This window comes from Novosphingobium bradum (genome assembly GCF_042646485.1).
In the GTDB taxonomy this organism is placed as follows: domain Bacteria; phylum Pseudomonadota; class Alphaproteobacteria; order Sphingomonadales; family Sphingomonadaceae; genus Novosphingobium; species Novosphingobium bradum.
Genome location: NZ_JBHRTQ010000009.1, coordinates 191,293 through 218,259, shown reverse-complemented (window position 1 = coordinate 218,259; position 26,967 = coordinate 191,293). Strand labels below are relative to the sequence as shown.

Annotated in this window: 26 protein-coding genes and 2 tRNA genes; 20 read left to right on the top strand and 8 right to left on the bottom strand. The window is 68.1% G+C overall.

Annotation, left to right across the window (positions count from 1 at the left end; all coding sequences use genetic code 11):
* Positions 1–111: 111 nt before the first annotated feature.
* A complete protein-coding gene (gene serB, locus ACFOD9_RS11370; RefSeq protein WP_379510235.1) occupies positions 112–855 on the bottom strand; it encodes a phosphoserine phosphatase SerB in 744 nt (247 codons plus the stop codon).
* 133 nt (positions 856–988) lie between these two features.
* Between serB and miaA the strand changes: the two genes are divergently transcribed.
* From miaA to leuA, 6 genes are all read left to right on the top strand, one after another.
* A complete protein-coding gene (gene miaA, locus ACFOD9_RS11365) occupies positions 989–1,948 on the top strand; it encodes a tRNA (adenosine(37)-N6)-dimethylallyltransferase MiaA (RefSeq protein ID WP_379510229.1) in 960 nt (319 codons plus the stop codon).
* A gap of 116 nt (positions 1,949–2,064) precedes the next feature.
* The gene (gene ilvB, locus ACFOD9_RS11360) at positions 2,065–3,813 is read left to right on the top strand and encodes a biosynthetic-type acetolactate synthase large subunit (protein ID WP_379510228.1); all 1,749 of its coding nucleotides are present in this window, start codon (positions 2,065–2,067) and stop codon (positions 3,811–3,813) included.
* A 10-nt stretch (positions 3,814–3,823) separates the two neighbouring features.
* The gene (ilvN, locus tag ACFOD9_RS11355) at positions 3,824–4,339 is read left to right on the top strand and encodes an acetolactate synthase small subunit (protein ID WP_379510234.1); all 516 of its coding nucleotides are present in this window, start codon (positions 3,824–3,826) and stop codon (positions 4,337–4,339) included.
* A gap of 139 nt (positions 4,340–4,478) precedes the next feature.
* A complete protein-coding gene (gene ilvC, locus ACFOD9_RS11350) occupies positions 4,479–5,498 on the top strand; it encodes a ketol-acid reductoisomerase (RefSeq protein WP_379510227.1) in 1,020 nt (339 codons plus the stop codon).
* Between the two features lie 120 nt (positions 5,499–5,618).
* Positions 5,619–6,728: a glycosyltransferase gene (locus tag ACFOD9_RS11345; RefSeq protein ID WP_379510226.1), complete on the top strand. Its 1,110-nt coding sequence runs from the start codon at positions 5,619–5,621 to the stop codon at positions 6,726–6,728.
* 256 nt (positions 6,729–6,984) lie between these two features.
* Complete coding sequence (gene leuA, locus ACFOD9_RS11340; RefSeq protein ID WP_379510225.1) at positions 6,985–8,667, top strand: 2-isopropylmalate synthase; 1,683 nt, start codon at positions 6,985–6,987, stop codon at positions 8,665–8,667.
* Between the two features lie 27 nt (positions 8,668–8,694).
* Here leuA and ACFOD9_RS11335 read toward each other — a convergent pair whose 3' ends face one another.
* The gene (locus ACFOD9_RS11335) at positions 8,695–9,135 is read right to left on the bottom strand and encodes an AHH domain-containing protein (protein WP_379510224.1); all 441 of its coding nucleotides are present in this window, start codon (positions 9,133–9,135) and stop codon (positions 8,695–8,697) included.
* Between the two features lie 6 nt (positions 9,136–9,141).
* Here ACFOD9_RS11335 and ACFOD9_RS11330 point away from each other — a divergent pair, with 6 nt between their 5' ends.
* Positions 9,142–9,288: a hypothetical protein gene (locus ACFOD9_RS11330; RefSeq protein ID WP_379510223.1), complete on the top strand. Its 147-nt coding sequence runs from the start codon at positions 9,142–9,144 to the stop codon at positions 9,286–9,288.
* A 283-nt stretch (positions 9,289–9,571) separates the two neighbouring features.
* On the opposite strand, the gene ACFOD9_RS11325 is transcribed toward ACFOD9_RS11330, so the two are convergent.
* Together ACFOD9_RS11325 and ACFOD9_RS11320 are read right to left on the bottom strand one after the other, a co-directional pair.
* On the bottom strand, positions 9,572–10,384 hold the full coding sequence (locus tag ACFOD9_RS11325) for a hypothetical protein (RefSeq protein WP_379510222.1): 813 nt from the start codon (positions 10,382–10,384) through the stop codon (positions 9,572–9,574).
* Positions 10,385–10,462: 78 nt separating this feature from the next.
* Positions 10,463–10,942, bottom strand: coding sequence for a flavodoxin family protein (locus tag ACFOD9_RS11320; protein ID WP_379510221.1), 480 nt, complete (start codon positions 10,940–10,942; stop codon positions 10,463–10,465).
* 156 nt (positions 10,943–11,098) lie between these two features.
* Between ACFOD9_RS11320 and recJ the strand changes: the two genes are divergently transcribed.
* The 3 genes from recJ (at position 11,099) to ACFOD9_RS11305 (ending at position 13,383) form a co-directional block, all read left to right on the top strand.
* A complete protein-coding gene (gene recJ / locus ACFOD9_RS11315; RefSeq protein ID WP_379510220.1) occupies positions 11,099–12,901 on the top strand; it encodes a single-stranded-DNA-specific exonuclease RecJ in 1,803 nt (600 codons plus the stop codon).
* A 286-nt stretch (positions 12,902–13,187) separates the two neighbouring features.
* A tRNA-Glu gene (locus ACFOD9_RS11310) sits at positions 13,188–13,262 on the top strand.
* Between the two features lie 46 nt (positions 13,263–13,308).
* A tRNA-Glu gene (locus ACFOD9_RS11305) sits at positions 13,309–13,383 on the top strand.
* Between the two features lie 88 nt (positions 13,384–13,471).
* Here ACFOD9_RS11305 and ACFOD9_RS11300 read toward each other — a convergent pair.
* From ACFOD9_RS11300 to ACFOD9_RS11285, 4 genes are all read right to left on the bottom strand, one after another.
* Complete coding sequence (locus ACFOD9_RS11300; protein ID WP_379510219.1) at positions 13,472–13,729, bottom strand: hypothetical protein; 258 nt, start codon at positions 13,727–13,729, stop codon at positions 13,472–13,474.
* 14 nt (positions 13,730–13,743) lie between these two features.
* The gene (locus ACFOD9_RS11295) at positions 13,744–14,295 is read right to left on the bottom strand and encodes a hypothetical protein (protein ID WP_379510218.1); all 552 of its coding nucleotides are present in this window, start codon (positions 14,293–14,295) and stop codon (positions 13,744–13,746) included.
* Between the two features lie 63 nt (positions 14,296–14,358).
* Positions 14,359–14,604 (bottom strand): HGGxSTG domain-containing protein, encoded by a 246-nt coding sequence (locus ACFOD9_RS11290; RefSeq protein ID WP_379510233.1) that lies wholly within the window; start codon positions 14,602–14,604, stop codon positions 14,359–14,361.
* 131 nt (positions 14,605–14,735) lie between these two features.
* Positions 14,736–16,493: a VCBS domain-containing protein gene (locus ACFOD9_RS11285; protein ID WP_379510217.1), complete on the bottom strand. Its 1,758-nt coding sequence runs from the start codon at positions 16,491–16,493 to the stop codon at positions 14,736–14,738.
* Between the two features lie 177 nt (positions 16,494–16,670).
* On the opposite strand from ACFOD9_RS11285, the gene ACFOD9_RS11280 reads away from it, so the two are divergent.
* The 10 genes from ACFOD9_RS11280 to ACFOD9_RS11235 all read left to right on the top strand — a co-directional run bounded on the left by ACFOD9_RS11280 (position 16,671) and on the right by ACFOD9_RS11235 (position 26,928).
* Positions 16,671–17,858: a sensor histidine kinase gene (locus ACFOD9_RS11280; RefSeq protein WP_379510216.1), complete on the top strand. Its 1,188-nt coding sequence runs from the start codon at positions 16,671–16,673 to the stop codon at positions 17,856–17,858.
* A 59-nt stretch (positions 17,859–17,917) separates the two neighbouring features.
* On the top strand, positions 17,918–18,964 hold the full coding sequence (locus ACFOD9_RS11275; RefSeq protein WP_379510215.1) for a substrate-binding domain-containing protein: 1,047 nt from the start codon (positions 17,918–17,920) through the stop codon (positions 18,962–18,964).
* Between the two features lie 27 nt (positions 18,965–18,991).
* A complete protein-coding gene (gene pstC / locus ACFOD9_RS11270) occupies positions 18,992–20,377 on the top strand; it encodes a phosphate ABC transporter permease subunit PstC (RefSeq protein ID WP_379510214.1) in 1,386 nt (461 codons plus the stop codon).
* On the top strand, positions 20,370–21,641 hold the full coding sequence (pstA, locus tag ACFOD9_RS11265; RefSeq protein WP_379510213.1) for a phosphate ABC transporter permease PstA: 1,272 nt from the start codon (positions 20,370–20,372) through the stop codon (positions 21,639–21,641). Before pstC ends, pstA begins: the two co-directional genes overlap by 8 nt.
* Positions 21,642–21,648: 7 nt before the next feature.
* Positions 21,649–22,434, top strand: a complete 786-nt coding sequence (pstB, locus tag ACFOD9_RS11260) for a phosphate ABC transporter ATP-binding protein PstB (protein ID WP_379510212.1) — start codon at positions 21,649–21,651, stop codon at positions 22,432–22,434.
* 17 nt (positions 22,435–22,451) lie between these two features.
* Entirely contained in the window at positions 22,452–23,135 is a 684-nt protein-coding gene (gene phoU, locus ACFOD9_RS11255; RefSeq protein WP_379510211.1) for a phosphate signaling complex protein PhoU, read from the top strand.
* Between the two features lie 5 nt (positions 23,136–23,140).
* The gene (phoB, locus tag ACFOD9_RS11250) at positions 23,141–23,830 is read left to right on the top strand and encodes a phosphate regulon transcriptional regulator PhoB (RefSeq protein ID WP_379510210.1); all 690 of its coding nucleotides are present in this window, start codon (positions 23,141–23,143) and stop codon (positions 23,828–23,830) included.
* Positions 23,831–23,932: 102 nt separating this feature from the next.
* Entirely contained in the window at positions 23,933–24,949 is a 1,017-nt protein-coding gene (locus ACFOD9_RS11245; RefSeq protein ID WP_379510209.1) for an efflux RND transporter periplasmic adaptor subunit, read from the top strand.
* Positions 24,950–26,227, top strand: coding sequence for an ABC transporter permease (locus tag ACFOD9_RS11240; protein ID WP_379510208.1), 1,278 nt, complete (start codon positions 24,950–24,952; stop codon positions 26,225–26,227). It begins immediately after the preceding gene.
* Positions 26,224–26,928 (top strand): ABC transporter ATP-binding protein, encoded by a 705-nt coding sequence (locus ACFOD9_RS11235; RefSeq protein WP_379510207.1) that lies wholly within the window; start codon positions 26,224–26,226, stop codon positions 26,926–26,928. The genes ACFOD9_RS11240 and ACFOD9_RS11235 overlap by 4 nt, the downstream gene beginning before the upstream one ends.
* Positions 26,929–26,967 lie beyond the last annotated feature (39 nt).

Sequence of the window (26,967 nt, the reverse complement as noted above, 5' to 3'; positions counted from 1 at the left end):
ATGTCCGCCATCTCCATCGCCGCAACCTGCTGCTACTGGTTGTGATCAATGAGTCCTGAGCCTAGAGTATGTTTACAATAATACATATGACCAAGCTGGATCAATCTCAACTCACTCCCAAACCCATTCGTCGCGCGGTACGCCCAGCAGGGTCAGCACGCTGGTGAGGTCGCCCCGGTCCACCCAGCCGTCGGCGGCGGCGCGGGCCTTGGGCTTGGCGTAATAGGCCAGGCCATAGGTTGCCGCCTCGATCATCGGAATGTCGTTGGCGCCATCGCCGGTGGCCAGGCTCACCGCGCCGGCGCCAAGCCGCGCCATTTCCTCCAGCAGCACCGCCCGCTTCACCGATGAGTCGGTGATCGCGCCGGAGAGCCCGCCGGTCAGCTTGCCGCCATGCACGGCCAGGCGGTTGGCCACCACCCGCTCGAAGCCCAGTTGTTCGGCCACGGGATCGGCGAACTGGTGGAAGCCGCCGGTTACCAGCACGGTGAAGCAGCCCCGCGCCTTGAGCGTTGCCACCAGCGTCCGCGCGCCGGGCATCGGGGCGATCCGTTCAGCGAGGCACCGGGCGATGGCCTCTTCGCCAAGGTCCTTGAGCAGGGCCACCCGCTCGGTCAGGGCCGAGGCGAAATCGAGTTCGCCCTGCATGGCCCGCTCGGTGATTTCGGCGATCTGGTCCTTGATCCCGGCAAAGTCGGCCAGCTCGTCGATGCATTCGGCCGCGATCATGGTCGAATCCATGTCGGAGACGAACAGGTGCGGCACGGCGATCGGCCGGTCGCTGATGAGGAGGTCGGAGGGCTGGAAGCATTCGTCCAGCACCGCACGCACCGCCGCCGGGCTGCCATGCGGCATCTGCAACTCGATCGCATCCTCGCCGCTGGTGATCGGCTCGGCCATGGCGATCGGGATGCCCTGGCCCTCCAGCAGCGCGCGGGCGCGATCGAGGTTATCCGCAATCGTCGAAGTGTCTGCTATCAGCCGCGCGATGAGCACCGAACATTCCCTCATGACAGGCGGCCACCTGCCGCCGGTCGCGCTCATCGCAGGGCCGACCGCCAGCGGCAAGAGCGATCTCGCGGTGCGCCTTGCGCTGACTCTCGCCGATCGGGGCCGGCGCGGCGTGGTGATCAATGCCGACAGCGCCCAGGTCTATGCCGATCTCGCCGTGCTCAGCGCCCGCCCCACCCCCGCCGAGATGCACGGCGTGGACCACCGGCTCTATGGCGCCTGGGATGGGGCGCAGACCTGCTCCGCCGCCGACTGGGCAACGGCCGCCAAGGCCGAGATCGCCGAGGCCCATGCGGCGGGCGCCGTGCCGATCCTGGTCGGCGGCACCGGGCTGTATCTTCGCACCCTGATCGACGGCATCGCCCCGGTCCCCCCGATCGATCCCGCCGTGCGCGCTCAGGTGCGCGCCCTGCCCGTGGCCGAGGCCCACGCCGCGCTGACCATCGAAGATCCCGAACGCGCCGCCCGCCTTCACCCGGCCGACACCACCCGCGTCGCCCGCGCGCTCGAGGTCGTGCGGTCCACCAGCCGCCCGCTGGCTCACTGGCAGGCCCGGCGCAGCGGCGGCATCGGCGAGGCCATCGCGCTCCACCCGGCGATCCTCCTGCCCGACCGGCAATGGCTTTACGAGCGCTGCGACCGGCGCTTTGCCGCGATGCTGACCGGCGGCGCCATCGAGGAAGTCCTGGCCCTGCTAGCCCGACACCTGCCGGCCGACTTGCCGGTAATGCGCGCGATCGGCGTGCCGGAACTGGCCGCATTCCTTTCCGGCAAGGCCACGCTGGTGGCCACGCAGGAGCGCGGCGCCCAAGCCACCCGCAACTACGTCAAGCGCCAGCTCACCTGGCTGCGCCACCAGTGCCCGCCGGAATGGCCGCGAATCGAGTCAGAACATTTCGATCCACGCCTCCTGTTTGAAGCATTATTGCGCGAATAGCGGGTTGACGCGCCATTTCATAACCCCTAGTGCCCCGCCCGAATGATGGTCCGCGCGCGGGTTGACAGGCCTGTGCGCGCGGCCGATGGGGCCGCCACGGCCCCGCAGCTAAGGAAATGAACGTGAGCCAAGAGCGCAGCGGCGCAGATATCCTGGTCGATAGCCTGGTCCGCCAGGGCGTCGAGGTGGTGTTCGGCTATCCCGGCGGCGCGGTGCTGCCGATCTATGATGCCCTGTTCGAGCACAGCGCGATCCGCCACGTCCTGGTTCGCCACGAAGCCGGCGCCGCGCACGCCGCCGAAGGCTATGCCCGCTCCACCGGCAAGCCCGGCGTGGTCCTCGTCACCTCTGGCCCGGGGGCGACCAACGCGGTCACCGGCATCGCCGATGCCTTCATGGATTCGATTCCGATGGTCGTCATCACCGGCCAGGTTCCCACCAGCGTCATCGGCACCGATGCCTTCCAGGAAGCCGATACGGTCGGCATCACCCGCCATTGCTGCAAGCACAACTACCTGGTCAAGGACCCGGCCGAACTCGCCGCCGTGCTTGATGAAGCCTTCCAGATCGCCACCACCGGCCGTCCCGGCCCGGTCGTCGTCGACATCCCCAAGAACGTCCAGATCGCCACCGCGCCGTGGTCCGAGGCCGCCCCCCAGCGCCGCAACCGCTACGCGCCGCGCACCCGCGCCAGCGCCGAGGAAATCGACCAGGCGATCGACCTGCTGGCCAATGCGAAGCAGCCGGTGCTCTACACTGGCGGCGGCGTGATCAATTCCGGCCCGCGTGCCACCGAGCTGCTGCGCCAGCTCCAGGCGCTGACCGGCGCTCCGCTCACCTCCACCCTGATGGGCCTGGGCGCCTTCCCGGCCGACCATGGCGACTGGCTGGGGATGCTGGGGATGCACGGCACCTACGAAGCCAACATGGCGATGAACAAGGCCGACCTGATCCTGTGCGTCGGCGCCCGCTTCGATGATCGCGTCACCGGCCGGCTCGATGCCTTCGCGCCCAATTCCATCAAGATCCACATCGATATCGACCGGTCCTCGATCAACAAGACCGTGGCGGTCGACCTGCCGATCGTCGGTGATTGCGCGCAGGTCCTCGAACAGCTGATCGAGGCCTGGGGCAAGCGCCCGGCCCAGGACCTCGCCGAGTGGAAGGCCCGGATCGACGGCTGGCGCGCCCGGCTGAGCCTGTCCTATCCGCGCACCACCAAGGCGATCGCCCCGCAATATGCGATCGAACGCCTGTTCGCGCTGACCCGCGATGTTGATCCGATCATCACCACCGAGGTCGGCCAGCACCAGATGTGGGCGGCCCAGCACTTCCACTTCTTCGGCCCCAACCGCTGGCTCACCTCCGGCTCCCTGGGCACCATGGGCTATGGCCTGCCGGCCGCGATCGGCGCGCAGATGGGCAATCCGGGCAAGCTGGTGATCGACATCGCCGGCGACGCCTCGATCCAGATGAACATCCAGGAAATGGGCACGGCCACCCAATATCGCCTGCCGGTCAAGGTGTTCGTGCTCAACAACGAATTCATGGGCATGGTCCGCCAGTGGCAGGAACTCACCTACGAGAGCCGCTACTCCAATTCCTATTCCGACAGCCTGCCCGATTTCGTGAAGCTGGCCGAAGCCTATGGCTGGAAGGGCATCCGCATCGAGAGCGAGGATCAGCTCGATGCCGGCATCCAGGCGATGATCGACCATCCCGGCCCGGTCTTCGTCGATTGCCTCGTCGCCAAGGAAGAGAACTGCCTGCCCATGATCCCCTCGGGCGCGGCCCACACCGAAATGCTGCTCTACGGGGATACCGTGGAAGGCACGATGGACGATGAAGCGAAGGCACTGGTGTAAGGGCGCGATGATGAAGATCACCAAGGAACACGAGGAACGCCACGTCCTCACCGTCATCGTCGACAACGAGGCCGGCATTCTCGCCAAGATCGCCGGCCTGTTCACCGCGCGCGGCTACAACATCGACAGCCTGACCGTGGCCGACATCACCGAAAACCACGCGGTGAGCCGGATCACCATCGTCACCCACGGCCCGCCCGCCCAGATCGACCAGATCCACGCCCAGCTCGAACGGCTGGTCCCGGTCCACAAGGTGATCGATCTCACCGAGGCCGGCCCCCACGTCGCGCGCGAACTGGCGCTGGTCAAGGTCTCCGGCACCGGCGATGCCCGGGTGGAAGCCTTGCGCCTGGCCGATATCTTCCGGGCCAAGCCGGTCGATACCACCACCTCCAGCTTCATCTTCGAGCTGACCGGCGCGCCCGACAAGATCGACACCTTCATCGGCCTGATGCGCGAGCTGGGGCTGGTCGAAGTGGGCCGCACCGGCGTCGTGGGTATGGCGCGCGGCACGCAAGGCGTCTGAATTTTACGTCATCCCGGGCTTGACCCGGGATCGCTGTCCGGCAAGGGGGCAGCGCATGAAGGATACCGGTCCCGGATCAAGTCCGGGACGACGACAACGACGATCCCGGTTCGCCGGGCTGACGACAAGGAACGAACCCATGAAGGTTTATTACGACGCCGATTGCGATCTGAACCTGATCACCGGCAAGAAGATCGCCATCCTCGGCTATGGCTCGCAGGGCCACGCTCACGCGCAGAACCTGCGCGACAGCGGCGTCAAGGACGTGGCCATCGCGCTGCGCCCGGGTTCGGCCAGCGCCAAGAAGGCCGAAGCCGCCGGCTTCAAGGTCCTCGCCAACGCCGATGCCGCCGCCTGGGCCGACATCCTGATGATCCTCGCGCCCGACGAACACCAGGCCGCGATCTACGCCGACGATCTGCACGCCAACATGAAGCCGGGCGCCGCGCTCGCCTTCGCCCATGGCCTCAACATCCACTTCGGCCTGATCGAGGCCCGCGCCGACATCGACGTGATCATGATCGCCCCCAAGGGTCCGGGCCACACCGTGCGCGGCGAATACGTGAAGGGCGGCGGCGTGCCCTGCCTCGTCGCCATCCACCAGGACGTGACCGGCAATGCCCACGACGTGGCCCTGGCCTATGCCTCGGGCGTCGGCGGCGGCCGTTCGGGCATCATCGAGACCAACTTCCGCGAGGAATGCGAAACCGACCTGTTCGGTGAGCAGGCGGTGCTGTGCGGCGGCGCCACCCACCTCGTCCAGGCGGGCTTCGAAGTGCTGGTGGAAGCCGGCTATGCCCCGGAAATGGCCTATTTCGAGTGCCTCCACGAGCTGAAGCTGATCGTCGACCTGATGTATGAAGGCGGCATCGCCAATATGCGTTACTCGATCTCGAACACCGCCGAATACGGCGACATCACCACCGGCCCGCGCATCATCACCGCCGAAACCAAGGCCGAGATGAAGCGCGTCCTCGCCGACATCCAGTCGGGCCGCTTCGTGAAGAACTTCGTGCTCGACAACCGCGCCGGCCAGCCTGAACTGAAGGCCGCCCGCGGCCTCGCCAAGCGCCACCCGATCGAGGAAACCGGCGCCAAGCTGCGCGCCATGATGCCCTGGATCGGCGCCAACAAGCTGGTCGACCAGACCAAGAACTGATCGGCCTTTCCGGCAAACGGACGGGCGGGGGTCGCAGGCGCGACTCCCGCCCGTTTCCATTCGGGCCACGGCGACGCAGGCTTTCGTGCGGGCTAATGCTCGGCTAAGGCCCAGGCTCAGATGACCGCCCGCCACATCCTGATCCCGATCCACGACTTCTCGGCCGGCGGCACCGAGATCATCGCCTTCCGTCTGGCCGAGGCCTGGCTTGCCCGGGGCCGGCGGGTCACGATCCTGGCCGGCGCGCGCGATGGCCCCATGGCCGCGCGGGTTCCCGCCGGCGCCGCGGTGGAAATGCTGGCCCCTCCCATCCCCCGCAGCCCCGTCTCGCGCCTGCGCCTGGGCGCGCCGATGGCCGAGGCCGCGCGGCGCCTTGCGCCCGATGTCGTGTTCCTGCCCGGCAACTTCCACTTCATCCTTGCCCGGGCACTGCGCGCCGCCATGCCCGGGATCCCGGTCGTCGCCAAGATCAGCAACCCGCTGATCCCGGCCCATGCCGCCGCGCCGGTCCGCGCCCTTGCCGCCTTCGTCCTGCGCCGGCTGACCTTCGGCATTTCCCACCTATGCGCCATGTCCGATGGCCTTGCCGGCGATTGCCGCGCCCTGCTTGGCGCCATCCCGGTCAGCACGATTCACGATCCCTTCCTCGATGACGATGCTCCGATCATTGCCCGCCCCGGCTCCTCGGCGGACGGACCGCTGCGCCTAGTCGGCATCGGCCGGCTCGAACCGCAGAAGGACTGGCCGCTGGCCATGGCCGCGGTGAAGGCGCTTTCCGCCCGGCGCCCGTGCTCGCTGGTGATCCACGGCGAAGGCGCCCTGCGGCCCCGGCTGGAAGCGGAAATCGCCCGGCTTGGCCTTGCCGGCCGCGTCACCCTCCCCGGATTCTGCGCCGACGTGAACGCCGCGCTCGATGCCGCCGACCTGCTGCTGGTCTCCTCGGCCTACGAAGGCGGCCCGGCCGTCGCGGTGGAAGCGCTGGCCCGCGGCGTGCCCTTCGCCGCCACCGATTGCTCCCACTTCCTGCGCGATCTCGTCGTCACGCCGGGCGTCGGCACCCTGGCGAAGGCCGCCGGCCCCCAGGCTTTGGCTGAGGCCGTGGCCGCCCAGGCCGCCCGGCCTTTCCCCGACGCCGCCGCGATCGAAAGCGCCGTCGCCCGCAGCCGCCTCACCCCGGCGGTCGAGGCCTGGCTCGCCGTGTTCGACCGGCTCGCCGGCGCAGGGGACTGAGCGGAATCGCCGTGCGGAAATGGCCGGAACAGGGCTTTTCGCGCCCTTCGCCCTTTACATCGCGCGCCGTCATGCCCATAGGCTGGAGCCATGATCCTGCGGCTTGACCTTACCCTGCGACTTACCCGCCCTTGGGCGTGAGCTGACGCGTCGGTCGGTCCGGCGCGTGCGGCGCCCAAGGGAGCCAGCACCGCCTCCACTGCAAACAGATTGCAACGGCACTGCAAGTTGCCTGCAAGCCACCCGAGTTCCGATCATGACCATGTTGAAAGACCCTTCGGTCAAGTACCGCCCCTTCCCCCAGATCCAGTTGCCCGATCGCCAGTGGCCCAGCCGTACGATCACCAGGGCACCGCGCTGGCTCTCGACCGACCTGCGCGATGGCAACCAGTCGCTGATCGATCCGATGGGGGCGGAAAAGAAGAACCGGTTCTTCGACCTGCTGCTCAAGGTCGGCCTCAAGGAGATCGAGGTCGGCTTCCCGGCCGCCGGGGCGACCGAGTATGATTTCATCCGCGCCCTGGTCGACAATGGCCGCATTCCCGAGGGCGTGAAGGTCCAGGTGCTGACCCAGGCCCGCCCGGACCTGATCGCCACCTCGTTCGAGAGCCTGGCCGGCGTCCATTCGGCCATCGTCCACGTCTACAACGCGGTCTCGCCGCTGTGGCGCCAGGTGGTGTTCGGGATGGAACAGCCGCAGATCAAGGAGATCGCGGCCAGCGCGGCCAGGATGCTGCGCGACAATGCCGCGCGCTTCCCGCAGACCGACTGGCATTTCGAATATTCGCCGGAAACCTTCTCCACCGCCGAACTCGATTTCAGCATCGAATGCTGCGAGGCGGTGATGCAGATCCTCCAGCCGACGCCCGAAAAGCCGATCATCCTCAACCTGCCGGCCACGGTGGAAGCGGCAACGCCCAACATCTATGCCGACCAGATCGAGTATTTCTGCCGCAACCTGCCCAATCGCGAGAGCGCGGTGATCTCGCTCCACACCCACAACGATCGCGGCACTGGCGTTGCCGCGGCGGAGCTGGGCCTGATGGCTGGCGCCGACCGCGTGGAAGGCTGCCTGTTCGGCAATGGCGAGCGCACGGGCAACTGCTGCCTCGTCACGGTCGGCCTCAATATGTACACGCAGGGCGTTGATCCGAAACTGGATTTCTCCGACATCGACGAAGTCATCCAGACGGTGGAATACTGTAACCAGCTGGCCGTGCCCGAACGCCACCCCTATGGCGGCGAACTGGTCTACACCGCCTTTTCCGGCAGCCATCAGGACGCAATCAAGAAGGGCTTCGCCGCGCAGGAAACCCGCAACGACCAGCTCTGGGCCGTGCCCTACCTGCCAATCGACCCGGCGGACCTGGGCCGCTCCTACGAGGCGGTGATCCGCGTCAACTCGCAGAGCGGCAAGGGCGGCTTTGCCTGGGTGATCGAGCAGGACCAGGGGCTCAAGCTGCCCAAGCGGATGCAGGCGCACTTCAGCCGCTACGTCCAGGACCTGGCCGACGAGCTGGGCCGCGAACTGCAGGCGAGCGACATCTGGGACGTGTTCCGCAAGACCTACCGGCTCGACGCACCCCAGCACTTCCAGCTGCTCGACTACAACGAGATGCGCTCCACCGATGGCAGCCGGGTCTTTGCCGGCAAGATCGGGGTGGACGGCAAGGCCCACACCGTTTCGGGCCGGGGCAATGGCCTGATCTCCTCGGTCGTGGCGACCCTGGCGGAAAGCTTCAACGTGCCGATCGAGATCCGCGACTATTCCGAGCACGCGCTGGGCAAGGGTGCGGATTCGCGGGCGGCGGCCTATGTCGAATGCGTGACCGCCGATGGCCGCACCGTCTGGGGCGTGGGGATCGATGAAGACGTGGCCACGGCCGGCGTCCGCGCGGTGCTCAGCGCGGCCAACGCGGCGGCGACCGCCCAGGGCTGAAAACCGGAGCGATCCGGGCGGACGGGATCACCAACCGCCCGGATCGACCGCCTCGGCCTCGGTCCACAGCAGATCGGCCATGGCATCAAGCTCGGCAAAGGCGCTGTCGGCCAGGGCCGGATCGCGCCCGTTCAGCACCACGCGGCGCGGCCCCGGCTGCAACAGGCGCCGGCGCAAGGCGTTCTGGAGCAGCCGCAACCGGAAGGCCACGGTGCCCAGCGCCGCCTCGTCGTCGCGCCTGCGCTCGCCCGCCCAGCCGCGCTCGATCAGGCCAACGCGGTCGATGACCATGCGGTTGTAGTGCCGGTGCGGCCCGCGATGCAGCGGCAGGCCGAGGATGCGCGCTGCCTTCTCGCTCGCAGGCAGCAACAGGCCGTTGCGGCGAAAATCATCAAACCCGATCGCCTCGCGCCCCAGCCGGTCGAACAGGCGCGACAGCCCGGGCACGCCGACCAGCTGACGCGGCAACAGGTGATGGCGCTGAAGCCCGGGATCATGCCCGCCAGCACCCGGGCGGTTGACCGCGCGGAACGGCAAGCTGGCCCGCCCGACACCGCCCCGCCCGGCAATGCCCTGCCCGGCAATGCCCTGCCCGAGACTGGCCTGATGATCGGCCCCTAGCACGACGGCGGCCCCGGACATGGCGCCGGGAACCGGGCCGACGCAAATTGCGCTGCCACGGCCAGGCGCTTTGCCGAATAGCCCGACAACGCAAGGTTCAGAACGACTTCCAGGTCGCGGAACCAGCGCGGGAGGCTGCGCGGAATGGTCCCCGGCCTTGTCCCCCACACAGGCGGCGACACCGATCCCGAAAGCGGCCTCGGGCGCGGCATCGGCCCGCCGGGACCAGCGCCCCGCGCCACGGCCAGGCTGACCACACGGAGACTGGCCCCGGTGCGCGGGGTTACCTGACGATGTGCAGGAGGCTCATGTCGGCGTTGAAGCTGCAATGCAGCACGTCTCCCGTGGGACCTTCATGGTCTCCGGGGCTGTAGGAACCATTTTGCACCAAATCGTGAATCAGCCGCACTGCCAGGCGCGCGGTATCGGCAGGCGATTCCCCGGGGCGGGCGGCCAGTTCCAGCTCATGGCCGAGGAAGAAGCCCAGCCCGATGCTTCGCATGGCCCCGGCCGGCGAGCGCGCCAGCGCGGTGAACCCCAGCGCCGGGAACGCCCCGCCTTCGAGCCAGGCGCCGGCCGTGGTGCGGAAATAATCAGGCGCCATGATCGTGCCAGCCGGTTCCCAGCCGATGCCGACCAGCCCGGGCAAGCTGGCGAGTTCGCAGCCCAGCGCCGCCATGGTCCGCACGATCGGCATGAGCGAACCGGCCGAGGCAAGATGCGGCCCGGTTCGCAGCACCACGCATTCCAGCCCGCGCGCATCGGCCAGGGGCAGGCCGAAGGCATGGCCAGGCGCGGCCACCTGGGCGCCGATGCCCGGCGCCAGGCCGCGCAGATCGAAGGTGAGGCCCAGTGCCAGCAGTTCGACCCAATAGGGGTGATCCTTGGGCTGGTGGCTGATCGAGAAGGACACCACCTTGCCCGATTCCGCCGCCAGCGCGCGAATGGCATCGGCATCCGGGCGCGCCGGACGGCCGGGCAGCCTTTCCGCATCCGTGCCACCTGCCGTGGGCGCGAAAAACAGCGTCAGACCCGCCTCACGGCGCACTGCAATGCCCTCCTGCCACGAGGCGAACCTTTCGCCAGCCCTGTCCATTGGCGAACCAATGGCACAAAATGGCCCCGCGTCGAGTCCTGTGGATAGGACCCGTACCGTTTTGAACCTATCTGCGGTTCAGAAGATGCCCAGGGCCAGACCGGCCGAAAGCGCCTCTCCCAAGCGCCTGGCCGCATCCAGCGCCGGGGCTGGTACTTTCTTGGCTGTCAATATCTCCTCCGGCGTCTGCGCGCCGAGATTGACGATCATCGGCTCGGCCACCCGTCGCAGCCGCCAGCCGGTGACGATTCGGTCGATCTGGGCCTGGGCTCCGCGCCCGTCCGAGCCGGCGGCGATGATCGTGGCATAGGGCCGCCCCTCCACCTGGCCGAGCAGAGGATAATAGCAGCGATCGAACATCTCCTTCATCGCGCCCGACATCGCGCCGAGGTTTTCCGGGCAGGCGAACAGGTAGCCGTGCGCGGCGAGAAGATCGGCGGCGCCGGCCTGTTCGGCCGGGATCGTCCGAACGGCCCCGGCAAGCGCCGCGCCCGCGCCCGCCGCTTCCGCCAGCTGCCGGCTGGCTCCGGTGCGACTGTGCCAGATGATCGCCAGCATTTCCGTGCTTCTCCGCCCCGCGTTTCTCTGCAACGCCGGCCAGCGCCGGCAGGACCGCGCCAACCGGATGCCCGGCCGGCGCAGGGCTATCAACACCCTGGCAAGGTGGGAACCCTTCTCTTGGGGCTGGCGATGGGTTAGCCGGGAGCCATGACCATGCGATCGCTTTCCGCCAGCCAGTTCGGGCAATCGCTTGGGGGCCGGCAATGGCTCTGGCGCGGCGGGAACATGGCGCTGGGCGATGATGCCCCCTTCGCCATGGGGGACGACCTGCTGGCCCAGCTTCTCCTCGCCCGCGGCGTCCCGCGCGAAGACCTGGATCGGCACCGCCGGCCCACCTTGCGCGATTTCCTGCCCGATCCCGCTGCCTTTCGCGACATGGTTCCGGCGGCGGAACGGCTGGCCCAGGCCGTGCTGGGCGGCGAGACGGTCACCATCTTCGGCGACTATGACGTGGATGGCGCCACCAGCGCCGCCCTGCTGCTGCGCCTGCTCGCTGCGCTGGGCCTGCCCGCGCGCTATTACATCCCCGACCGCCTGCTCGAAGGCTATGGCCCTTCCGCCGAGGCGCTGGTGCGGCTGGCGCGCGAGGGATCGAGCCTGATCGTGACGGTCGATTGCGGGGCCATGGCCCACGAGGCACTGGCCAGCGCCCACGAGGCCGGGGTCGACGTGATCGTGGTCGACCACCACAAGTGTCCGCCCGAGCTTCCCCGCGCCGCCGCCCTGGTCAATCCCAACCGGCTCGACGAGAGCGATGTGGGCCTCGCCCATGGCCATCTGGCGGCAGTGGGCGTGGCGTTCCTGCTGGCGGTGGAAACCGTGCGCCGCCTGCGCGCGGCCGGCCATTTCACCGCTGGACGCCCGGAGCCTGACCTGTTCGCCCTGCTCGACCTGGTGGCGCTGGGCACCGTGGCCGATGTCGCCGCGCTGCATGGGCTCAACCGCGCGCTGGTGGCCCAGGGGCTGAAGGTGATGGCGCGGCGCGAGAACGTGGGGATGTCGGCGCTGATCGATGCCAGCCGGCTCAATCGCGCGCCCACCTGCAGCGATCTCGGCTTTGCCCTTGGCCCGCGCATCAATGCCGGCGGCCGGGTGGGCGAATCGAGCCTGGGCGTGCGCCTGCTGACCACGCAGGACCCGGAGGAAGCCCGCACCATCGCCGCCCAGCTTTCCGCGCTCAACGAGGAGCGCCGGGCGATCGAGCAGGCGGTGCAGGAAGCGGCCGAGGCCCAGCTGCCCAGCCAGCACAACCGCGCGGTGGTCGTGCTGGCCGGCGAAGGCTGGCATCCCGGCGTGATCGGCATCGTGGCCGGCCGGATCAAGGAAAAGACCGGCAAGCCGACCCTGGTCATCGCGCTGGGCGACGACGAGGCCGGCTCCGGTGCGGCGCTGGGCAAGGGCTCGGGCCGATCGATCACCGGGGTGGACCTTGGCGCCGCCATCATCGCCGCGCGCGAGGCCGGGCTGCTGGTGGCGGGCGGCGGCCACGCCATGGCCGCCGGGCTGACGATCGCGGCCGACAAGATTGACGCCCTGGCCGATTGGCTCGACGCGCGGCTTGGCGCCGATGTCGCTGCCGCCTCGGCCGAGCGGGTGCTGCTGCTCGATCTCAGCCTCTCGCCGCGCGGCCTGACCCCGGAACTGGTCGAAGGGCTGGAAAGCGCCGGCCCCTTTGGCGTGGGCTGGCCGGCGCCGCGCGTGGCCGTGGGGCCGCTGCGGCTGGTCAAGGCCGACGTGGTGGGCACCAACCACGTGCGGCTGATCGTGCGCGGCGACGATGGCGCAAGCTTCAAGGCGGTCGCCTTCCGCCAGGCCGAGAGCGACCTGGGCCAGGCCCTGCTCCACGGTCCGCGCGACAAGCGGCTGTGGCTGGCGGGCCGGCCCAAGATCGACGACTGGGGCAGCCGCCCGGCGGCCGAACTGCACATCGAGGACGCCGCCTGGCTGGCTGGTTGAAGGCGGGTTTGGGTGTGATCGGGTGGGTGCGCGCAGGTGAAGGCCAACCGGTTGGTGCCCGGGCGCGCCGACACCTCGCCGCCGCCGGTTCCGCAAGGATGAGCGAACCCGCCGGAAAGGGCCGGCTTCGGGCAAGCGCGCCAGGCTGGCCGCACGAGAATTTCCGGGACGGCCGGGGCGCTTGCGCGGTGGCTGCCGATCTCTCTTCCCAATCGGCAATTCTGGGGCTTGACCCCGCCTTCCCTGCCCCGTAAAGGCCCGGCCTCGCCACGGCGCAAGCCGATATGGCCCCTTCGTCTAGCGGTTAGGACGCGGCCCTTTCACGGCTGAAACACGGGTTCGATTCCCGTAGGGGTCACCATCTTCCAGCGCCGCAAGGCCACCGGGGATGATCGGACGGCACAAGTGGCCCCTTCGTCTAGCGGTCAGGACGCGGCCCTCTCACGGCTGAAACACGGGTTCGATTCCCGTAGGGGTCACCACGCAAAATCAGTGGTTTAGTTGCCAATCAGGCCTGCCCGGCTGGCCATTTCGGCAATATCTCGGCAATAAGCGCGGATGGATCGGCGCTCAGGCCCGCACCCCTGCGCCGGAAATTCCGCCGATGCCGATTATGAAACCCAGGTCATACCAGCCGCCTGAATTCGGAAAGGCATAAATCCGAACCGTGGAGTCGAACAGGTGCGCGATCAGCGCGAATGGTGCGATCATTCCGTGCCATATCCCCGACAAAAACCCCGGAGGATCGTAGGCGGCGAGGTCTGCAAGCTGGTGAGCACAACCTGCAAGCACAACCAAAGCGCCTGCCGCCAAAATGTATCGGACCATAATCAAACCTGTCCTTAGGCCCGCCGCGTCGATGAGACGGCTATTGCAACAATGACCGCGCCAACGATGATCGCCTCATTCGTGGACATGTCTGCAATACTCTGGTTCGCCCACAAGCTGACTAGGACAATTGCCCCCACGGCAACGCCAGCCGCAACGAGCCATGCGCCGTATCGCATCACGCGCCCTAAGCCGGCCCCTACTTTCGCGAAAAGAGCATCGATCCGCCGGTCAATTGTGTCGCCCTCCACGGCGGATTGCGAGCCTGTGAGACCTGCCAACATAATCCAGCCGATAACCACGCCCCATACGAGGGCAGGCACAACCACAATCCAGCTACCGCTGAAGATGTAAACCGGCTCGCCGGGGAATATTTCGTGAAGCAGGGCGGAGGAAAAGACAGTCAGCGTCAGCCAGATCGGAGCCGACCACAACAGTCGGCAAACCAGCTTCCACGTTTTGGCGAGGAATTGGAGGTTCATACGCCGCAGGGCTTGCCCGATCAGATCACGATAGATCAGGGCCACCACAGCAATGGCTATCCACCATGCAAGTATTCCGTCCATACGCCGCCACCGTGATTCGTGCCTTATCTACCGAAGTAACGATTCCCGCAACGGAGGTCCGCATTAACGGACAGCGCACTCCCTGATTATGCGAGAAGCCGCCCGCCTGAGCGCCGCAGCTTCAACGGTCCGCCCGCCATGCCGAAAGACCCCGTTCCGCTCTCCTGAGGGCGCTCCAGAGCCGCTAGCGCCGCCGTGCAGCCTACACCTTGCCCTACCCCTTACGGCTGGACAGCGGCAGGACGTTCCCGCCCTCGTCCGGGCTTGGCAGAGCGGCGCACTTGTCAGCAGCGGTGATCGCCCGTCCATGGGGTTGCCGTTCATTTTCGGTTGCCCGTGAGGCAAATGTTCCGGTCAGCCACACACATCGAGATGATGCGCGGGGCTGACCGGCTTGCGGGCGGTGGCGGCGCGCCTTTGCGGGGGGCGCCGCCAGGCCGTCAGAGGATGAAATCGGCTGCGGTCAGGCCGACATTGCCGACCAGCTGGATCGACAGGTCGGCCAGGGCATCGCCGGTTGCATCCAGATGGACGAAGGTGGCGCCGAGGCTGCCGTCGGGATTGCTGGCGCCTGCGACATATTCGAACCACACGCCGTGCGCCGTCGCCACGGTGCCGCTCCAGGCGAAGGCCTGGTCGCCCGCGGTGCCGCTATCGGCATCGATGGCCGAGAGGTCGATCAGGTCTGCCTGCAACCCGCCGTGGACGAAATCCGTGATGACGTCGGCGCCATCGTCAAGCGAGAGGTATGCGATACGGTCGGCGCCGAGGCCGAGGCCGGAGGTGATGGTATCGTTGCCGCTGCCGCCGATGAGCAGATCGTGCATTTCCTTGCCGATCAGCCGATCGTCGCCGCTGCCGCCGTAGAGCGTATCGAAGCCGGCACCGCCATCGAGCAGATCATTGCCCGAGCCGCCGTAGAGCAGATCCTCGCCGTTGTTGCCGTAGATCGAATCGTTGCCGGCGCCGCCGTAGATCGTGGCGCTGGCATCGTGATCGACGATCCGGTTGTTGCCGGGATCGCCGAGATCGTCATGGTCGTTCGGATCGGGCAGGACATCGGAGTGGCCGTTGATGGCGATCGCCACGGTGACCGTCTGGCCATCGGCCGTGGCGACGGTGAACTGGTCGGTCAGGCTTTCGCCATCGTTGAGCGCATCGACCGCGGCATTGGCCTGATCGAGCACGTAGGTCCACTGGCCATCGGCGCCCACGGCGAAGGTGCCGTAGTGCGCCCCGCCGGAATGGCTGGCCGCCACCCACTGGTCAGCCGGCGAATCGATATCCGTGCTCTGGACATTGCCCTGGGCGGTTCCCGGCCCATCTTCCGTTACCGCCCCGCTGTTGCCGCCCGGCTGGATCACGGCAAGATCGTCGGTCCCCACCACGGTGATGGTGATGTCCTGGGTGGCGGTGGCGCCATGATCGTCAGTGACGGTGACGGTGAAGGTTTCGGTGTGGACTTCGCCCGCAGCGAGTTCCTGGTGGTGGGCATTGTCGAGCGTGTAGGTCCACTTGCCGGTGACCGGATCGACCGCGAAGCTGCCATAGGCGCCGGTGGCATTGCCGGAAAAGGCGGCGGTGGCGCCGTGATCGGCATCGCTGGCGGTGATCTGCCCGGTGGCCTGGAGCGCCGTGTCTTCCTGAACGGTGCCGGCCTGGACCGCGCTGGTGATCACCGGCGCATCGTTGGTGCCGGCGATGTTGACCGTGAGCCTGCCGACCGACAGCGTGCCGTTGGCCAGGCGGATCGTGTACTGGATGGTATCGGTAAACACTTCGCCCAGGGCCAGCGCGTTGATCTGGGGGGCGAGCGCGGAGGCATCGTATTTCACTTCGCCGCTGGCGGTGATCCAGAAGCGCGCGCCGGCATTGCTGGTTTCCACCGCGCCGACCGCATCCTGCCAGAGCAGGCCGGTGTTGTAGGCGGCGAAGGCCTTGTTGACGGCGACCGGCGCATTGTCATCCCCCTTGGTGCCATCATCCACCGACCAGACCCTGGCCTTCGCGCCGCCGCCGCTGGCCTTGAGGACATCGAAGGTGACGAGATAGGCGCCGGGTCCATCGCCTTCGGTGAGACTGCGGGTGAGATTGGCCGCTGCCGACGAATTGGAGAACGTGACGCCGGGATTGCGGCCCCCTGATTCGCCACTGTCCGATTCGCGATTCTCCGGTCGTTCCGCGTTTGCTGATGCCATGCCCCGCACTCCATTGCCTTTTTGGCGCGCCCGCCCCGGACTTTCCCGGAAGACGCCCCACCGTTCCGCCCGCGAGGTTACCAGCGCTCTCCCCCATCGCTGCGGGAACTGCCTCCCTTTCGGACCTATTACAGCGCGGCTGGTCAGCCCCCGGCCACGCGGCTAAGGCAGCGCGCGATGACGCGCAGGCCATCCCCTCCCTGGTCCGGCATGGCCCTGGCCGCCACGGGCGCCATAGGCCTGCTGCTGGCCGGCACCGGCTGGTGGCTGTCGCTGGCGGTGCTTGTCCTGTGGCTCGGCTCGCTGTGGCTGGTCCGCCCGGAGCCTGAGCCGGCGACCGTCCGGGTCGATACGGTCGAACTGCGCGAGGAAGCGCGGCAGGCCTCGATCGAACCGATCGGCGTGCCGCTGGTCATTCTCTCCGGCGAACGGATCACCAATGCCAACCGCGCCGCGCGCGCGCTGCTGGGCGGCCATATCCTGGGCCAGGACGCGCGGATCGCGCTGCGCCATCCCGAAGCCCTGCGGCTGCTGGCCATGGCCGATGGCGAGAGCCTGACGATCGCGGGCTTCGTGCGGGCGCGCAGCCTGTGGCAGCTCACCCGCCGCCAGATCGATGGCGACACCTGGCTGATCGAGATGGCCGACCGCACCGCCGAGGCCGACGTCAGCCGCGCCCACACCGATTTCGTCGCCAATGCCAGCCACGAGCTGCGGACCCCGCTGGCCGCGATCATCGGCTATGTCGAAACCCTGGCCGAGGACGGCCCGGCGGTGGACAAGCCGACCCGCCAGAAATTCCTCCAGACCGTGTTGCGCGAGGCGCGGCGGATGGAGGCGCTGGTGACCGACCTCATGTCGCTTTCCCAGATCGAGGCCGAGAAGCACGAGGCTCCGATCGAGCCGGTCGACCTGTCGGGGCTGGTGCGCCAGGTGGCCGGGGAACTGGCGGCCCTGGCCGGCAAGGAGCGGATCGTTATGACGGTCCCCGCCGACCCCGTGCCCCTGCCCGGCGATCGCGCCCAGCTGGAGCAGCTTGTCCGCAACCTCATCGACAATGCCCTGAAATATGGCGACCCCGGCGAGCCGGTGATCGTGGAACTGGGCGACGATACGGCTGCCGGCATTGTCCTCAGGGTCACCGATCGCGGCCCCGGCATCGCGCCCCAGCACCTGCCCCACCTCACCCGCCGGTTCTACCGCGCCGATCCCGGCCGCAGCCGCGCCTCGGGCGGAACGGGGCTGGGGCTGGCCATCGTCAAGCACATCGTCGAGCGGCATCGCGGCCGGCTCGACATCGCCAGCAAGCTGGGCCAGGGCACCACGGTCAGCGTAAATTTCCGCAAGGTCGGATCCGTGTCATGAAAGTGTCATCGAACTCCAACAGAGGCGGGCCAACGCCCTTTGGTACGGAGCAAATCGTGATGCCCAGGAATTCGTTCAAGCTTGCCGCCGCCACCGCGCTCTGCGCCCTGCTCGCCGCCTGCGGCGGTTCGCAGAGCGCCACCCGTGACCAGGTTCGCGCGGTCGGTTCGTCCACCGTCTATCCCTTCGCCAAGGCGGTGGCCGATGCCCTCGCCAAGGACAATTCCGCGATCAAATCGCCGATCATCGAATCGACCGGCACCGGCGCCGGCATGAAGCTGTTCTGCAAGGGCGTGGGCGCCGACTTCCCCGACGTGGAGAACGCTTCGCGCCGGATGAAGAAGTCCGAATACGAAGAATGCGCCAAGAACGGTGTCGACAAGATCATCGAGATCCAGGTCGGGCTTGACGGCGTGGCCTTCGCCGAGGCGGCCTCGGGGCCGTCGAAGTTCGCCCTCACCCCGGCGATCATCTACAAGGCGCTGGCCGCCAACCCGTTCGGCAAGCCGAACACCGCCAAGCTGTGGTCCGACATCGACCCGGCCCTGCCGCACGAGCCGATCCTCGTCTATGGCCCCCCCTCGACCTCGGGCACGCGTGACGCGCTCAAGGAGCTGATCCTGGCCAAGGGCTGCGACAGCGATGCGGCCATGGCCGCGCTGAAGGAGACCGACAAGGACAAGCACGACAAGATCTGCACCGAAGTGCGGACCGATGGCGCCTATGTCGACTCCGGCGAGAACGACAACCTGATCGTGCAGAAGCTGGAGGCCAACCAGGCCGCCGTGGGCATCTTCGGCTTCAGCTACCTGGAAGAAAACGCCGACAAGCTGCGCGGCCTGACGATCAATGGCGTGGTCCCGACCTACCAGTCGATCTCCGACTTCAGCTACCCCGGCGCCCGTCCGCTCTACATCTACGTGAAGGCCGCGCATCTTGACGCGATCAAGGGTCTGCGCGAATTCGTCGCCGAGTGGGCCAAGTCGTGGGGCAAGGGCGGCCTGCTGGCCAAGCAGGGCATGGTCGTCTCGCCCGAGGCGGTCCAGGCCACCAATGCCAAGGTCGCGGCCGAGTTCACCCTGCTCGACCCTTCGGCCCTCAAGTAAGCACAACCAGGTCAGGAACCGCATAGCGTGCCACCAGTCGTCCCCTTCGTGCTTGTCCTCGGACTGGCTCTCATCGGATGGCTGGTGGCGCGTACCCGCGCCCGGGCGCTGCGCGCAGCGGCCGGGCCGTTGGGGATGCATTCGCTGCCCGCACAGCACGCCTGGTTCGTGGCGCTGTGCGCGGGGGTTCCGGCCGCGATTTTCGCGCTGGCCTGGGTGGCGGTTGCGCCCGGCCTGGTGCTGGCGAGTGTGCTGCGCGACAAGGCTGCGGGCGCCCTGCCGGCCTTCGGGATGAAGCGCGAGGCGATCCTGGCCGAGGCGAGCGCGCTGGCTTCGGGCACCACCGACATGGCTTTCGACCCGCTGTCGCGCGCGCTGGTGCCAGCCTTCACCCAGGCCCAGCACCTGTACGGCACGATCGGCATCGCGGTGACCCTGCTGCTCGCGCTGGTGGGCGGCGGCCTGGCATTCCTTCGCATCCGGCCGGACTTCACGGCCCGTACCCAGGTTGAACGGATCGTGATGACCGGGATGCTCGGCGCATCAATGGTCGCGATCCTGACCACCTTCGGCATCCTTGTCTCGCTGATGTTCGAGACCTTCCGCTTCTTCCAGATCATCTCTCCCGTGCAGTTCCTGTTCGGCACCCATTGGTCGCCGGATCCGATGGCGACGGTGGGGGCATCGACCGGCGATGCCTATGGCGCGCTGCCACTGTTCTGGGGGACGATCTTCATCGGCGCGATCATCGCCATGATCGTGGCGATCCCGCTGGGTCTGATGAGCGCGATCTACCTCACCCAATATGCCTCGGCCGGACTGCGCCGCTGGATCAAGCCCCTGCTGGAAATTCTCGCCGGCGTGCCCACCGTGGTCTACGGCTACTTTGCCGCGCTGACCGTGGCCCCGATGATCCGGGATTTCGGCAAGGCCATCGGCATTGCCGGCGCCTCTTCGGAAAGCGCGCTGGCGGCTGGCCTGGTCATGGGGATCATGATCATCCCGTTCGTTTCCTCGATGGCTGACGATTCCATCGCCGCCGTCCCCCAGGCCATGCGCGATGGCAGCCTTGCCATGGGCGCGACCCGCTATGAAACGATCACCCGCGTGCTGGTTCCCGCCGCCCTCCCCGGCATCGTCGCCGGGGTGATGCTTGCGGTGAGCCGCGCCATCGGCGAGACCATGATCGTGGTCATGGCCGCCGGCGCCACCGCGCGGCTGACCGCCAATCCGTTCGAATCGATGACCACAGTGACCTTCCAGATCGTCGCCATGCTCACCGGCGAGGGCAGTTTCGACCACCCCGCCACGCTCGCCGCATTTGCGCTGGGCATGGTCCTGTTCCTGGTGACGCTGGGTCTCAATTTCATCGCCCTGCGCGTCGTCAAACGGTTCCGCGAAGCCTATGAGTGATCTCACCCTTCCCCGCGCGGCCCAGGCTGCTGCCAGCGACGCCGCGAACAAGGCCCGCCGGCTGAAGCGACGCTATGCCGCCGAGCGCCGGTTCCGCCTGCTCGGCCTTGCGGCCATCCTGTTTTCCGTGGCCATGCTGGTTTTCCTGCTGTTCGACATGGCCAGCAACGGCGTGGGCGGGTTCAAGCGCACCGAGCTGGCCGTCGAGATCGACTTTGCCAGCGGCGCGCTGACGGTGGACCCGGCGCAGTTGCGGGGCAGCGAGGCCGAGCGCGTGCTGGAAGGTGCGGGCCTGCCCGCCGTGGTGGCCTTTGCCGCGACTCAGGGCGACGGTCCGCAGGCCGCCACCGAAGTGGACACCGGCGCCTGGCGCGAAGTTGCACAGAGGCTGGTCCGCGATCCCGGCCTGCTCAGCCGCAAGGCGACCGTCTGGCTTCCCGTGTCCGACGACATGGCCGCGGCCCTGCGCGGCGAAGGCCCGCCGGAACTGCGCCCCCTGGCCGCCAGCCTGGCCGCCCAGGGCAAGCTGCAACGCAACTGGGACTGGGGCTTCCTCACCCGCGGCGATGCCACCCATGCCCAGGAAGTGGGCATCTGGGGCGCACTCAAGGGTTCGATCATGACCATGCTGGTCACGCTTGCCCTCGCTTTCCCGATCGGCGTGCTTTCGGCCGTCTATCTTGAGGAATATGCCCCCCGCAACCGGTGGACCGACCTGATCGAAGTCTCGATCAACAACCTCGCGGCGGTCCCCTCGATCATCTTCGGACTGCTCGGGCTGGCGGTCTTCCTCGGCCTGTTTCCCAACTGGCGCTCGGCCCCGCTGATCGGCGGGATGACGCTGGCCCTGATGACCATGCCGGTGATCGTGATCTCGGGGCGCAATGCGATCAAGGCCGTGCCGCCGTCGATCCGCGATGCGGCGCTCGGCATCGGCGCCAGCCGGGTGCAGGTGGTGTTCCACCATGTCCTGCCGCTCGCGCTCCCGGGCATTCTCACCGGCACGATCATCGGCATGGCCCGGGCGCTGGGCGAAACCGCGCCGCTGCTGATGATCGGGATGCGCGCCTTCGTCGCCACCCCGCCCGAAGGGCTGACCTCGCCCGCCTCGGTCCTGCCGGTGCAGATCTTCCTGTGGTCCGACGAGATCGACCGCGGCTTCGTCGAACGCACCAGCGCGGCGATCATTGTCCTCCTGCTGTTCCTCCTGGCGATGAACAGCCTCGCAATCTACCTCCGCAACCGCTTCGAGAAACGTTGGTGACAAGCCGGTGACCACTTACCACGAACTTGATCCCGTCGAGGCCAAGATCTCGGCCCAGGACGTCTCGGTCTTCTATGGCGACAAGCAGGCGCTCGACAGCGTCTCGATCGACATCGCGACCGAATATGTCACCGCCTTCATCGGCCCCTCGGGCTGCGGGAAGTCCACCTTCCTGCGAACACTCAACCGCATGAACGACACCATCGCCTCGGCGCGGGTGGAAGGCGCGATCAAGCTGGATGGCGAGGACATCTACCGTTCGGGCATGGACGTGGTGCAACTGCGTGCGCGGGTCGGCATGGTATTCCAGAAGCCCAACCCCTTCCCCAAGTCGATCTACGAGAATGTGGCCTATGGCCCGCGCATCCACGGCCTGGCCTCGGGCAAGACCGAACTCGACGGGATCGTGGAACGCTCGCTCAGGCGCGCCGGCCTGTGGGAGGAAGTGAAGGACCGCCTGGCCGACAGCGGCACCGCGCTTTCCGGCGGCCAGCAGCAGCGCCTGTGCATCGCCCGCGCCATCGCGGTCGATCCCGAGGTCATCCTGATGGACGAGCCGTGCTCCGCGCTCGATCCCATCGCGACCGCCAAGATCGAGGAGCTGATCAGCGAGCTGAAGGGCCGCTACGCCATCGTCATCGTGACCCATTCGATGCAGCAGGCCGCCCGCGTTTCGCAGCGCACCGCCTTCTTCCACCTCGGCAAGATGGTGGAATACGGCAAGACCTCCGACATCTTCACCAATCCCCGCGAAGAGCGGACCAAGGACTATATCACCGGCCGCTACGGCTGACGCGAGAAGGATGGCCCATGGCCCAGGAACATACCGTCAAGGCCTTCGACGAGGACATCACCCGCCTGCGCGGCCTGATCGCCGAGATGGGCGGCCTTGCCGAAGTGGCTCTGAACGAGGCGATCGAAGCCCTGATCAAGGGCAACGAGCAGCTCGCCAACGGGGTCATCGCCCGCGACAAGAAGATCGACGCGCTGGAGGCCGAGATCGACCGGCTGGCGGTGCGGATCATCGCCCTGCGCGCGCCGATGGCCGATGACCTGCGCGAGGTGATCGCCGCGCTCAAGATCGCCGGCGTGCTCGAACGCATCGGCGACTATGGCAAGAACATCGCCAAGAGCGCGATGCGCGTGGAAAACCGCCGCAAGTTCGAGCCACTCACCCTGATCCCGGCCATGGCCGAGATCGCCGGCGAAATGGTCCACGACGTGATGACCGCCTTTGCCGCCCGCGATCCGGTGCTCGCCCGCGAAGTGGTCCACGCCGATGAAAAGGTCGATGCCTTCTACGACAGCATCTTCCGCAACCTGGTCAGCCACATGATGGAAAACCCCGCCTCGATCACCAGCGCGGCCGAACTGCTGTTCGTCGCCCGCAACGTCGAGCGGATCGGCGACCATGCGACCAACGTGGCCGAGATGGTCTATTTCGCCGCCACCGGAACCTACCTGACCGACCGCGACGATCGTCAGGAGGGCTAGGCATCATGGCGGGGGCCAAATTGCTGCTGGTCGAGGACGACGCCGCGCTCGCCGAACTGGTCGAGTTCCGCTTCCGCGCCGAAGGCTACGAGGTCACCCGCACCGACGATGGCGACGAGGCCTTGCTGCTTGCCACCGAGGACGTGCCCGATGTCGTCATCCTTGACTGGATGATCGTGGGCACCAGCGGGATCGAGGTCTGCCGCCGCCTGCGCCGCGACAAGGCGACGGCCCACGTGCCGATCGTCATGCTCACCGCGCGCGGCGCCGAGGACGATCGGGTGCGTGGCCTCGAAACCGGCGCTGACGACTATGTGACCAAGCCGTTCTCCCCGCGCGAACTGGTGGCCCGGGTCAATGCGATCATGCGCCGGATCCGTCCGGCGCTGGCCGGCCAGGTGCTGGAAGTCGGCGACCTCACGCTCGATGCCGCCGCGCACCGCGCCACCCGGCGCGGGCAGGCTCTCTCGCTCGGCCCGACCGAATTCCGCCTGCTGCGCCATTTCATGGAGCATCCCGGCCGGGTCTTCTCGCGCGGGCAGTTGCTCGACGCGGTCTGGGGCAACGACAGCGACATCGAACTGCGGACGGTCGATGTCCACATCCGCCGCCTGCGTAAGGCGATCGAACAGGCGGCGGCGCCCGATCCGGTGCGGACCGTGCGCTCGGCGGGCTACGCGCTTGAACCGGTCTGATCCGGCCAGTCTGATCCGGGGATGACCGCGCCGCGCGCGGTTGCGGATTGTGCAATGGCCGGTTGGCACGCTACATACCGTCCGCATGGAGGGCCGCTGCGCGTGAAACTGTCCAGAACCGGGCTGCTCATCGGCGTCGTCGTGCTGGCCGGCCTTGGCGGGGCGGCCTGGTGGCGCACGGGGGCCATCGCGGTGACCCTGGTGCATCCCCATTACGGCGCGGCGACCGAGCTGGTCTATGGCACCGGCTTCGTGGAGGCGCAGCAACCGGTATCGGTCCAGGCGCGGATCACCGCCCCGGTGGCCAGGGTTCTGGTCGAGGAAGGCCAGCGCGTCACTCGCGGCCAGCCGCTGTTCCTGCTGGCGGACGACGAACAGCGCGCGCTCCTGGCCCAGGCCGCTGCCCAGCGCCGCGCCGCCGAGCAGACCGAATACCGCACCGTCACCCTGTTCCGCCAGGGCTGGGTCACCAGGGCCGCGCGTGACCAGGCCGTGGCCAATGCCGATGTCGCCCGCGCCGCCCAGGCCACCGCCGGTGCCCGGCAGGACCAGCTGGTGGTGCGCGCCGAGATCGATGGCGTGGTCACTCGCCGCGATGTCGAACCGGGCGAACTGGCCACCCCCACCCGCGTGCTGGCCCTGCTTGGCGATCCCGCGCGGGTGCGGATCAACGCCACCATCGACGAGCGCGACATTGCCCGCGTCGCCCCCGGCCAGCAGGCGCTGATGTCGACCGACGCCATGCCCGGCCGGGCCATCCCGGCCCGCGTCGCGGAAATCACCCCGGGCGGCGATCCGGCCCAGCGCGCCTTCCGCGTGCGGCTTTTGCCCGCATCGGCCGCCAACCTGCCGCTGGGCCTCTCGCTCGAAGTCAACATCGTCACCCGCCGCAAGGACCGCGCCCTGCTGGTTCCGGCCAGCGCGGTTTCGGCCGGCGCGGTCTGGGTGGTGCGCGATGGCCGCGCCCACCGCCAGGAGGTCCGCACCGGCATTGCCGGCGGCGAGGCGGTCGAAGTGCTCGCCGGCCTGTCCGCCACCGATAGCCTGGTCGACAAGCCGCCCGAAGGCCTGGCCGAAGGCCGCAAGGTCAAGGGCCAGGCCGCCAGGGGAGCACGCTGAGTGGCCCGAGGGCCATTCGCCGGCCGGCTGGGCCTGCTCGTCCACATCGCATCCCGCCACCTGTTGATGCGGCGCCGCCAGACCGCGGTGGCGGTCAGCGGTGTTGCGGTGGGCGTGGGCTTCTTCCTCGCCGTCTCGGCGCTGATGGTCGGCAGCCAGGCCGACTTCGTGAAGACGCTGATCGATACCGCGCCGCACATCATCATTTCCGACGAACGCCGCAGCCCGCCGCCCCAGCCCGGCGTGGCCGCCTTCGGTGGGGGTGCAGCGGGCGGTGCGGTTGTGCTGCATGGCTACAAGGTTCGCAGCGAAGTGCGCGGGATCAAGGATTGGCAGGCGATCCTGCGCGAGATCGACCGCATCCCCGGCGCGATCGGCAGTCCCAGCCTGTCGGGCGCGGTCACGCTGCGCGTTGGCGGGCGCGAGGAGGGCCTGGCCGTGGTCGGCATCGATCCCTTGATCGAAACCCGCGTGAGCACCATTTCCGACAAGCTGCGGGTGGGCCGGCTGATCGATCTCGAACGGGTCCAGGGCGGGGTGATCATCGGCGAGGACCAGGCCCAGCGCCTCGCCCTTGGCATGGGCGATATCGTCGCGGCCACCTCGGCACGCGGCGGCACCCGCAATCTCAAGATCGTGGGCCTGTTCAAGCGCGGGCAGATGCAGCTCGGCTCGGGCACCGGCTATATGCTGCTGCGCGAGGCCCAGTCGCTGCTTGGCCGGCCCTTCGTCATCAACCGCATCGGGGTGAAGCTGGTCGATCCCTACGATGCCGAAGCCGTGGCGAAACAGCTCGAACAGGGCCATGCCTACAAGGCGGAGTCCTGGCAGGAACGCTCGGCCGATTTCCTCGGCCTGCTGCTCACCCGCAATGTCATCATGTATACGGTCGTCTCGGCCATTCTGCTGGTCGCCAGCTTCGGCATTTACACCGCCGTCTCCAATTCCGTGGCCGACAAGCGCCGTGACATCGCGATCCTGCGCTCGATCGGCTTCTCGCAGGGCGATCTCCAACTCGTCTTCGTGTTCGAGGGTCTGGCCCTGGCCGTGGTCGGAGTCCTGTTGGGCTGGGGGCTGGGCTACCTGCTGATGGGCATTCTCGGCTCGCTCGAATTCCCGATCACCGGCGACACCCAGCGCCTGCCGATCGACCGCAGCAGCCGGCAATACCTGATCGCCGCCGCCGCCTCGCTCACCGCGGGGATCGTCGCGGCCTGGCTGCCGGCCCGCAGAAGCGCGCAGGTCGATCCGGTCGACATCCTGCGGGGCGCGATATGAGCGATCCGGTCCTCGTCGCCGACAGGATCGGCCGGGCCTTGCCGGGCGATCCGCCGGTCACCCTGGTGGCCGAGGCCAGCCTCGGAATCGAGCCGGGCAAGTTCACCGCCATCGTCGGCCCCTCGGGCTGCGGCAAGAGCTCGCTGCTTTACCTCCTCGGCCTGATCGACCGCCCCACCTCCGGGCGGCTCCTGCTCGATAGCCAGGACGTCACCCCGCTCTCGGGCGACGAGCGCGCCCGCATCCGGCTCGAACGGTTCGGCTTCGTCTTCCAGTTCCACTTCCTCCTGCCCGAATTCACCGCGCTGGAAAACGTGATGCTGCCGATCCGCCGCCTCGGCCGGCTCGCCCAGCCCCAGGCCGAGGCCCGCGCCCGCGACCTGCTGGCCGCCATGGGCCTGGCGGAAAAGGCCGACAAGCCGCCCGACAAGCTTTCCGGCGGCGAACGCCAGCGCGTTGCCATCGCCCGCGCGCTCGCCAACGATCCCGTGCTGGTGCTGGGCGACGAGCCCACCGGCAATCTCGACAGCGTGAACTCGGCCCGGGTGGTCGACCTGCTGCGCGACCTGGCGCACCAGCAAGGCCGCGCCGTGGTCTGCGTCACCCACGATCTCGAGATCGCCGCGCTGGCCGATATCCGCGTGTCGATGCTCGACGGGCGGATCAGCGAGATCCGCCGCCAGGACCCGCCTTCCGCCTGAGCCGCCTGGCGCCCGGGGAACCCGCGCCCGCCCGCCCCC

Coding starts and splice junctions, on each gene's coding strand:
- serB (WP_379510235.1), bottom strand. CDS start 855: ATGCCGCATGGCAGCCCGGCGGCGGTGCGTGCGGTGCTGGACGAATGC.
- miaA (WP_379510229.1), top strand. CDS start 989: ATGAGCACCGAACATTCCCTCATGACAGGCGGCCACCTGCCGCCGGTC.
- ilvB (WP_379510228.1), top strand. CDS start 2,065: ATGAACGTGAGCCAAGAGCGCAGCGGCGCAGATATCCTGGTCGATAGC.
- ilvN (WP_379510234.1), top strand. CDS start 3,824: ATGAAGATCACCAAGGAACACGAGGAACGCCACGTCCTCACCGTCATC.
- ilvC (WP_379510227.1), top strand. CDS start 4,479: ATGAAGGTTTATTACGACGCCGATTGCGATCTGAACCTGATCACCGGC.
- ACFOD9_RS11345 (WP_379510226.1), top strand. CDS start 5,619: ATGACCGCCCGCCACATCCTGATCCCGATCCACGACTTCTCGGCCGGC.
- leuA (WP_379510225.1), top strand. CDS start 6,985: ATGACCATGTTGAAAGACCCTTCGGTCAAGTACCGCCCCTTCCCCCAG.
- ACFOD9_RS11330 (WP_379510223.1), top strand. CDS start 9,142: ATGGCGCTGAAGCCCGGGATCATGCCCGCCAGCACCCGGGCGGTTGAC.
- ACFOD9_RS11325 (WP_379510222.1), bottom strand. CDS start 10,384: ATGGACAGGGCTGGCGAAAGGTTCGCCTCGTGGCAGGAGGGCATTGCA.
- ACFOD9_RS11320 (WP_379510221.1), bottom strand. CDS start 10,942: ATGCTGGCGATCATCTGGCACAGTCGCACCGGAGCCAGCCGGCAGCTG.
- recJ (WP_379510220.1), top strand. CDS start 11,099: ATGCGATCGCTTTCCGCCAGCCAGTTCGGGCAATCGCTTGGGGGCCGG.
- ACFOD9_RS11300 (WP_379510219.1), bottom strand. CDS start 13,729: ATGGTCCGATACATTTTGGCGGCAGGCGCTTTGGTTGTGCTTGCAGGT.
- ACFOD9_RS11295 (WP_379510218.1), bottom strand. CDS start 14,295: ATGGACGGAATACTTGCATGGTGGATAGCCATTGCTGTGGTGGCCCTG.
- ACFOD9_RS11290 (WP_379510233.1), bottom strand. CDS start 14,604: ATGGACGGGCGATCACCGCTGCTGACAAGTGCGCCGCTCTGCCAAGCC.
- ACFOD9_RS11285 (WP_379510217.1), bottom strand. CDS start 16,493: ATGGCATCAGCAAACGCGGAACGACCGGAGAATCGCGAATCGGACAGT.
- ACFOD9_RS11280 (WP_379510216.1), top strand. CDS start 16,671: ATGACGCGCAGGCCATCCCCTCCCTGGTCCGGCATGGCCCTGGCCGCC.
- ACFOD9_RS11275 (WP_379510215.1), top strand. CDS start 17,918: ATGCCCAGGAATTCGTTCAAGCTTGCCGCCGCCACCGCGCTCTGCGCC.
- pstA (WP_379510213.1), top strand. CDS start 20,370: ATGAGTGATCTCACCCTTCCCCGCGCGGCCCAGGCTGCTGCCAGCGAC.
- phoU (WP_379510211.1), top strand. CDS start 22,452: ATGGCCCAGGAACATACCGTCAAGGCCTTCGACGAGGACATCACCCGC.
- phoB (WP_379510210.1), top strand. CDS start 23,141: ATGGCGGGGGCCAAATTGCTGCTGGTCGAGGACGACGCCGCGCTCGCC.
- ACFOD9_RS11235 (WP_379510207.1), top strand. CDS start 26,224: ATGAGCGATCCGGTCCTCGTCGCCGACAGGATCGGCCGGGCCTTGCCG.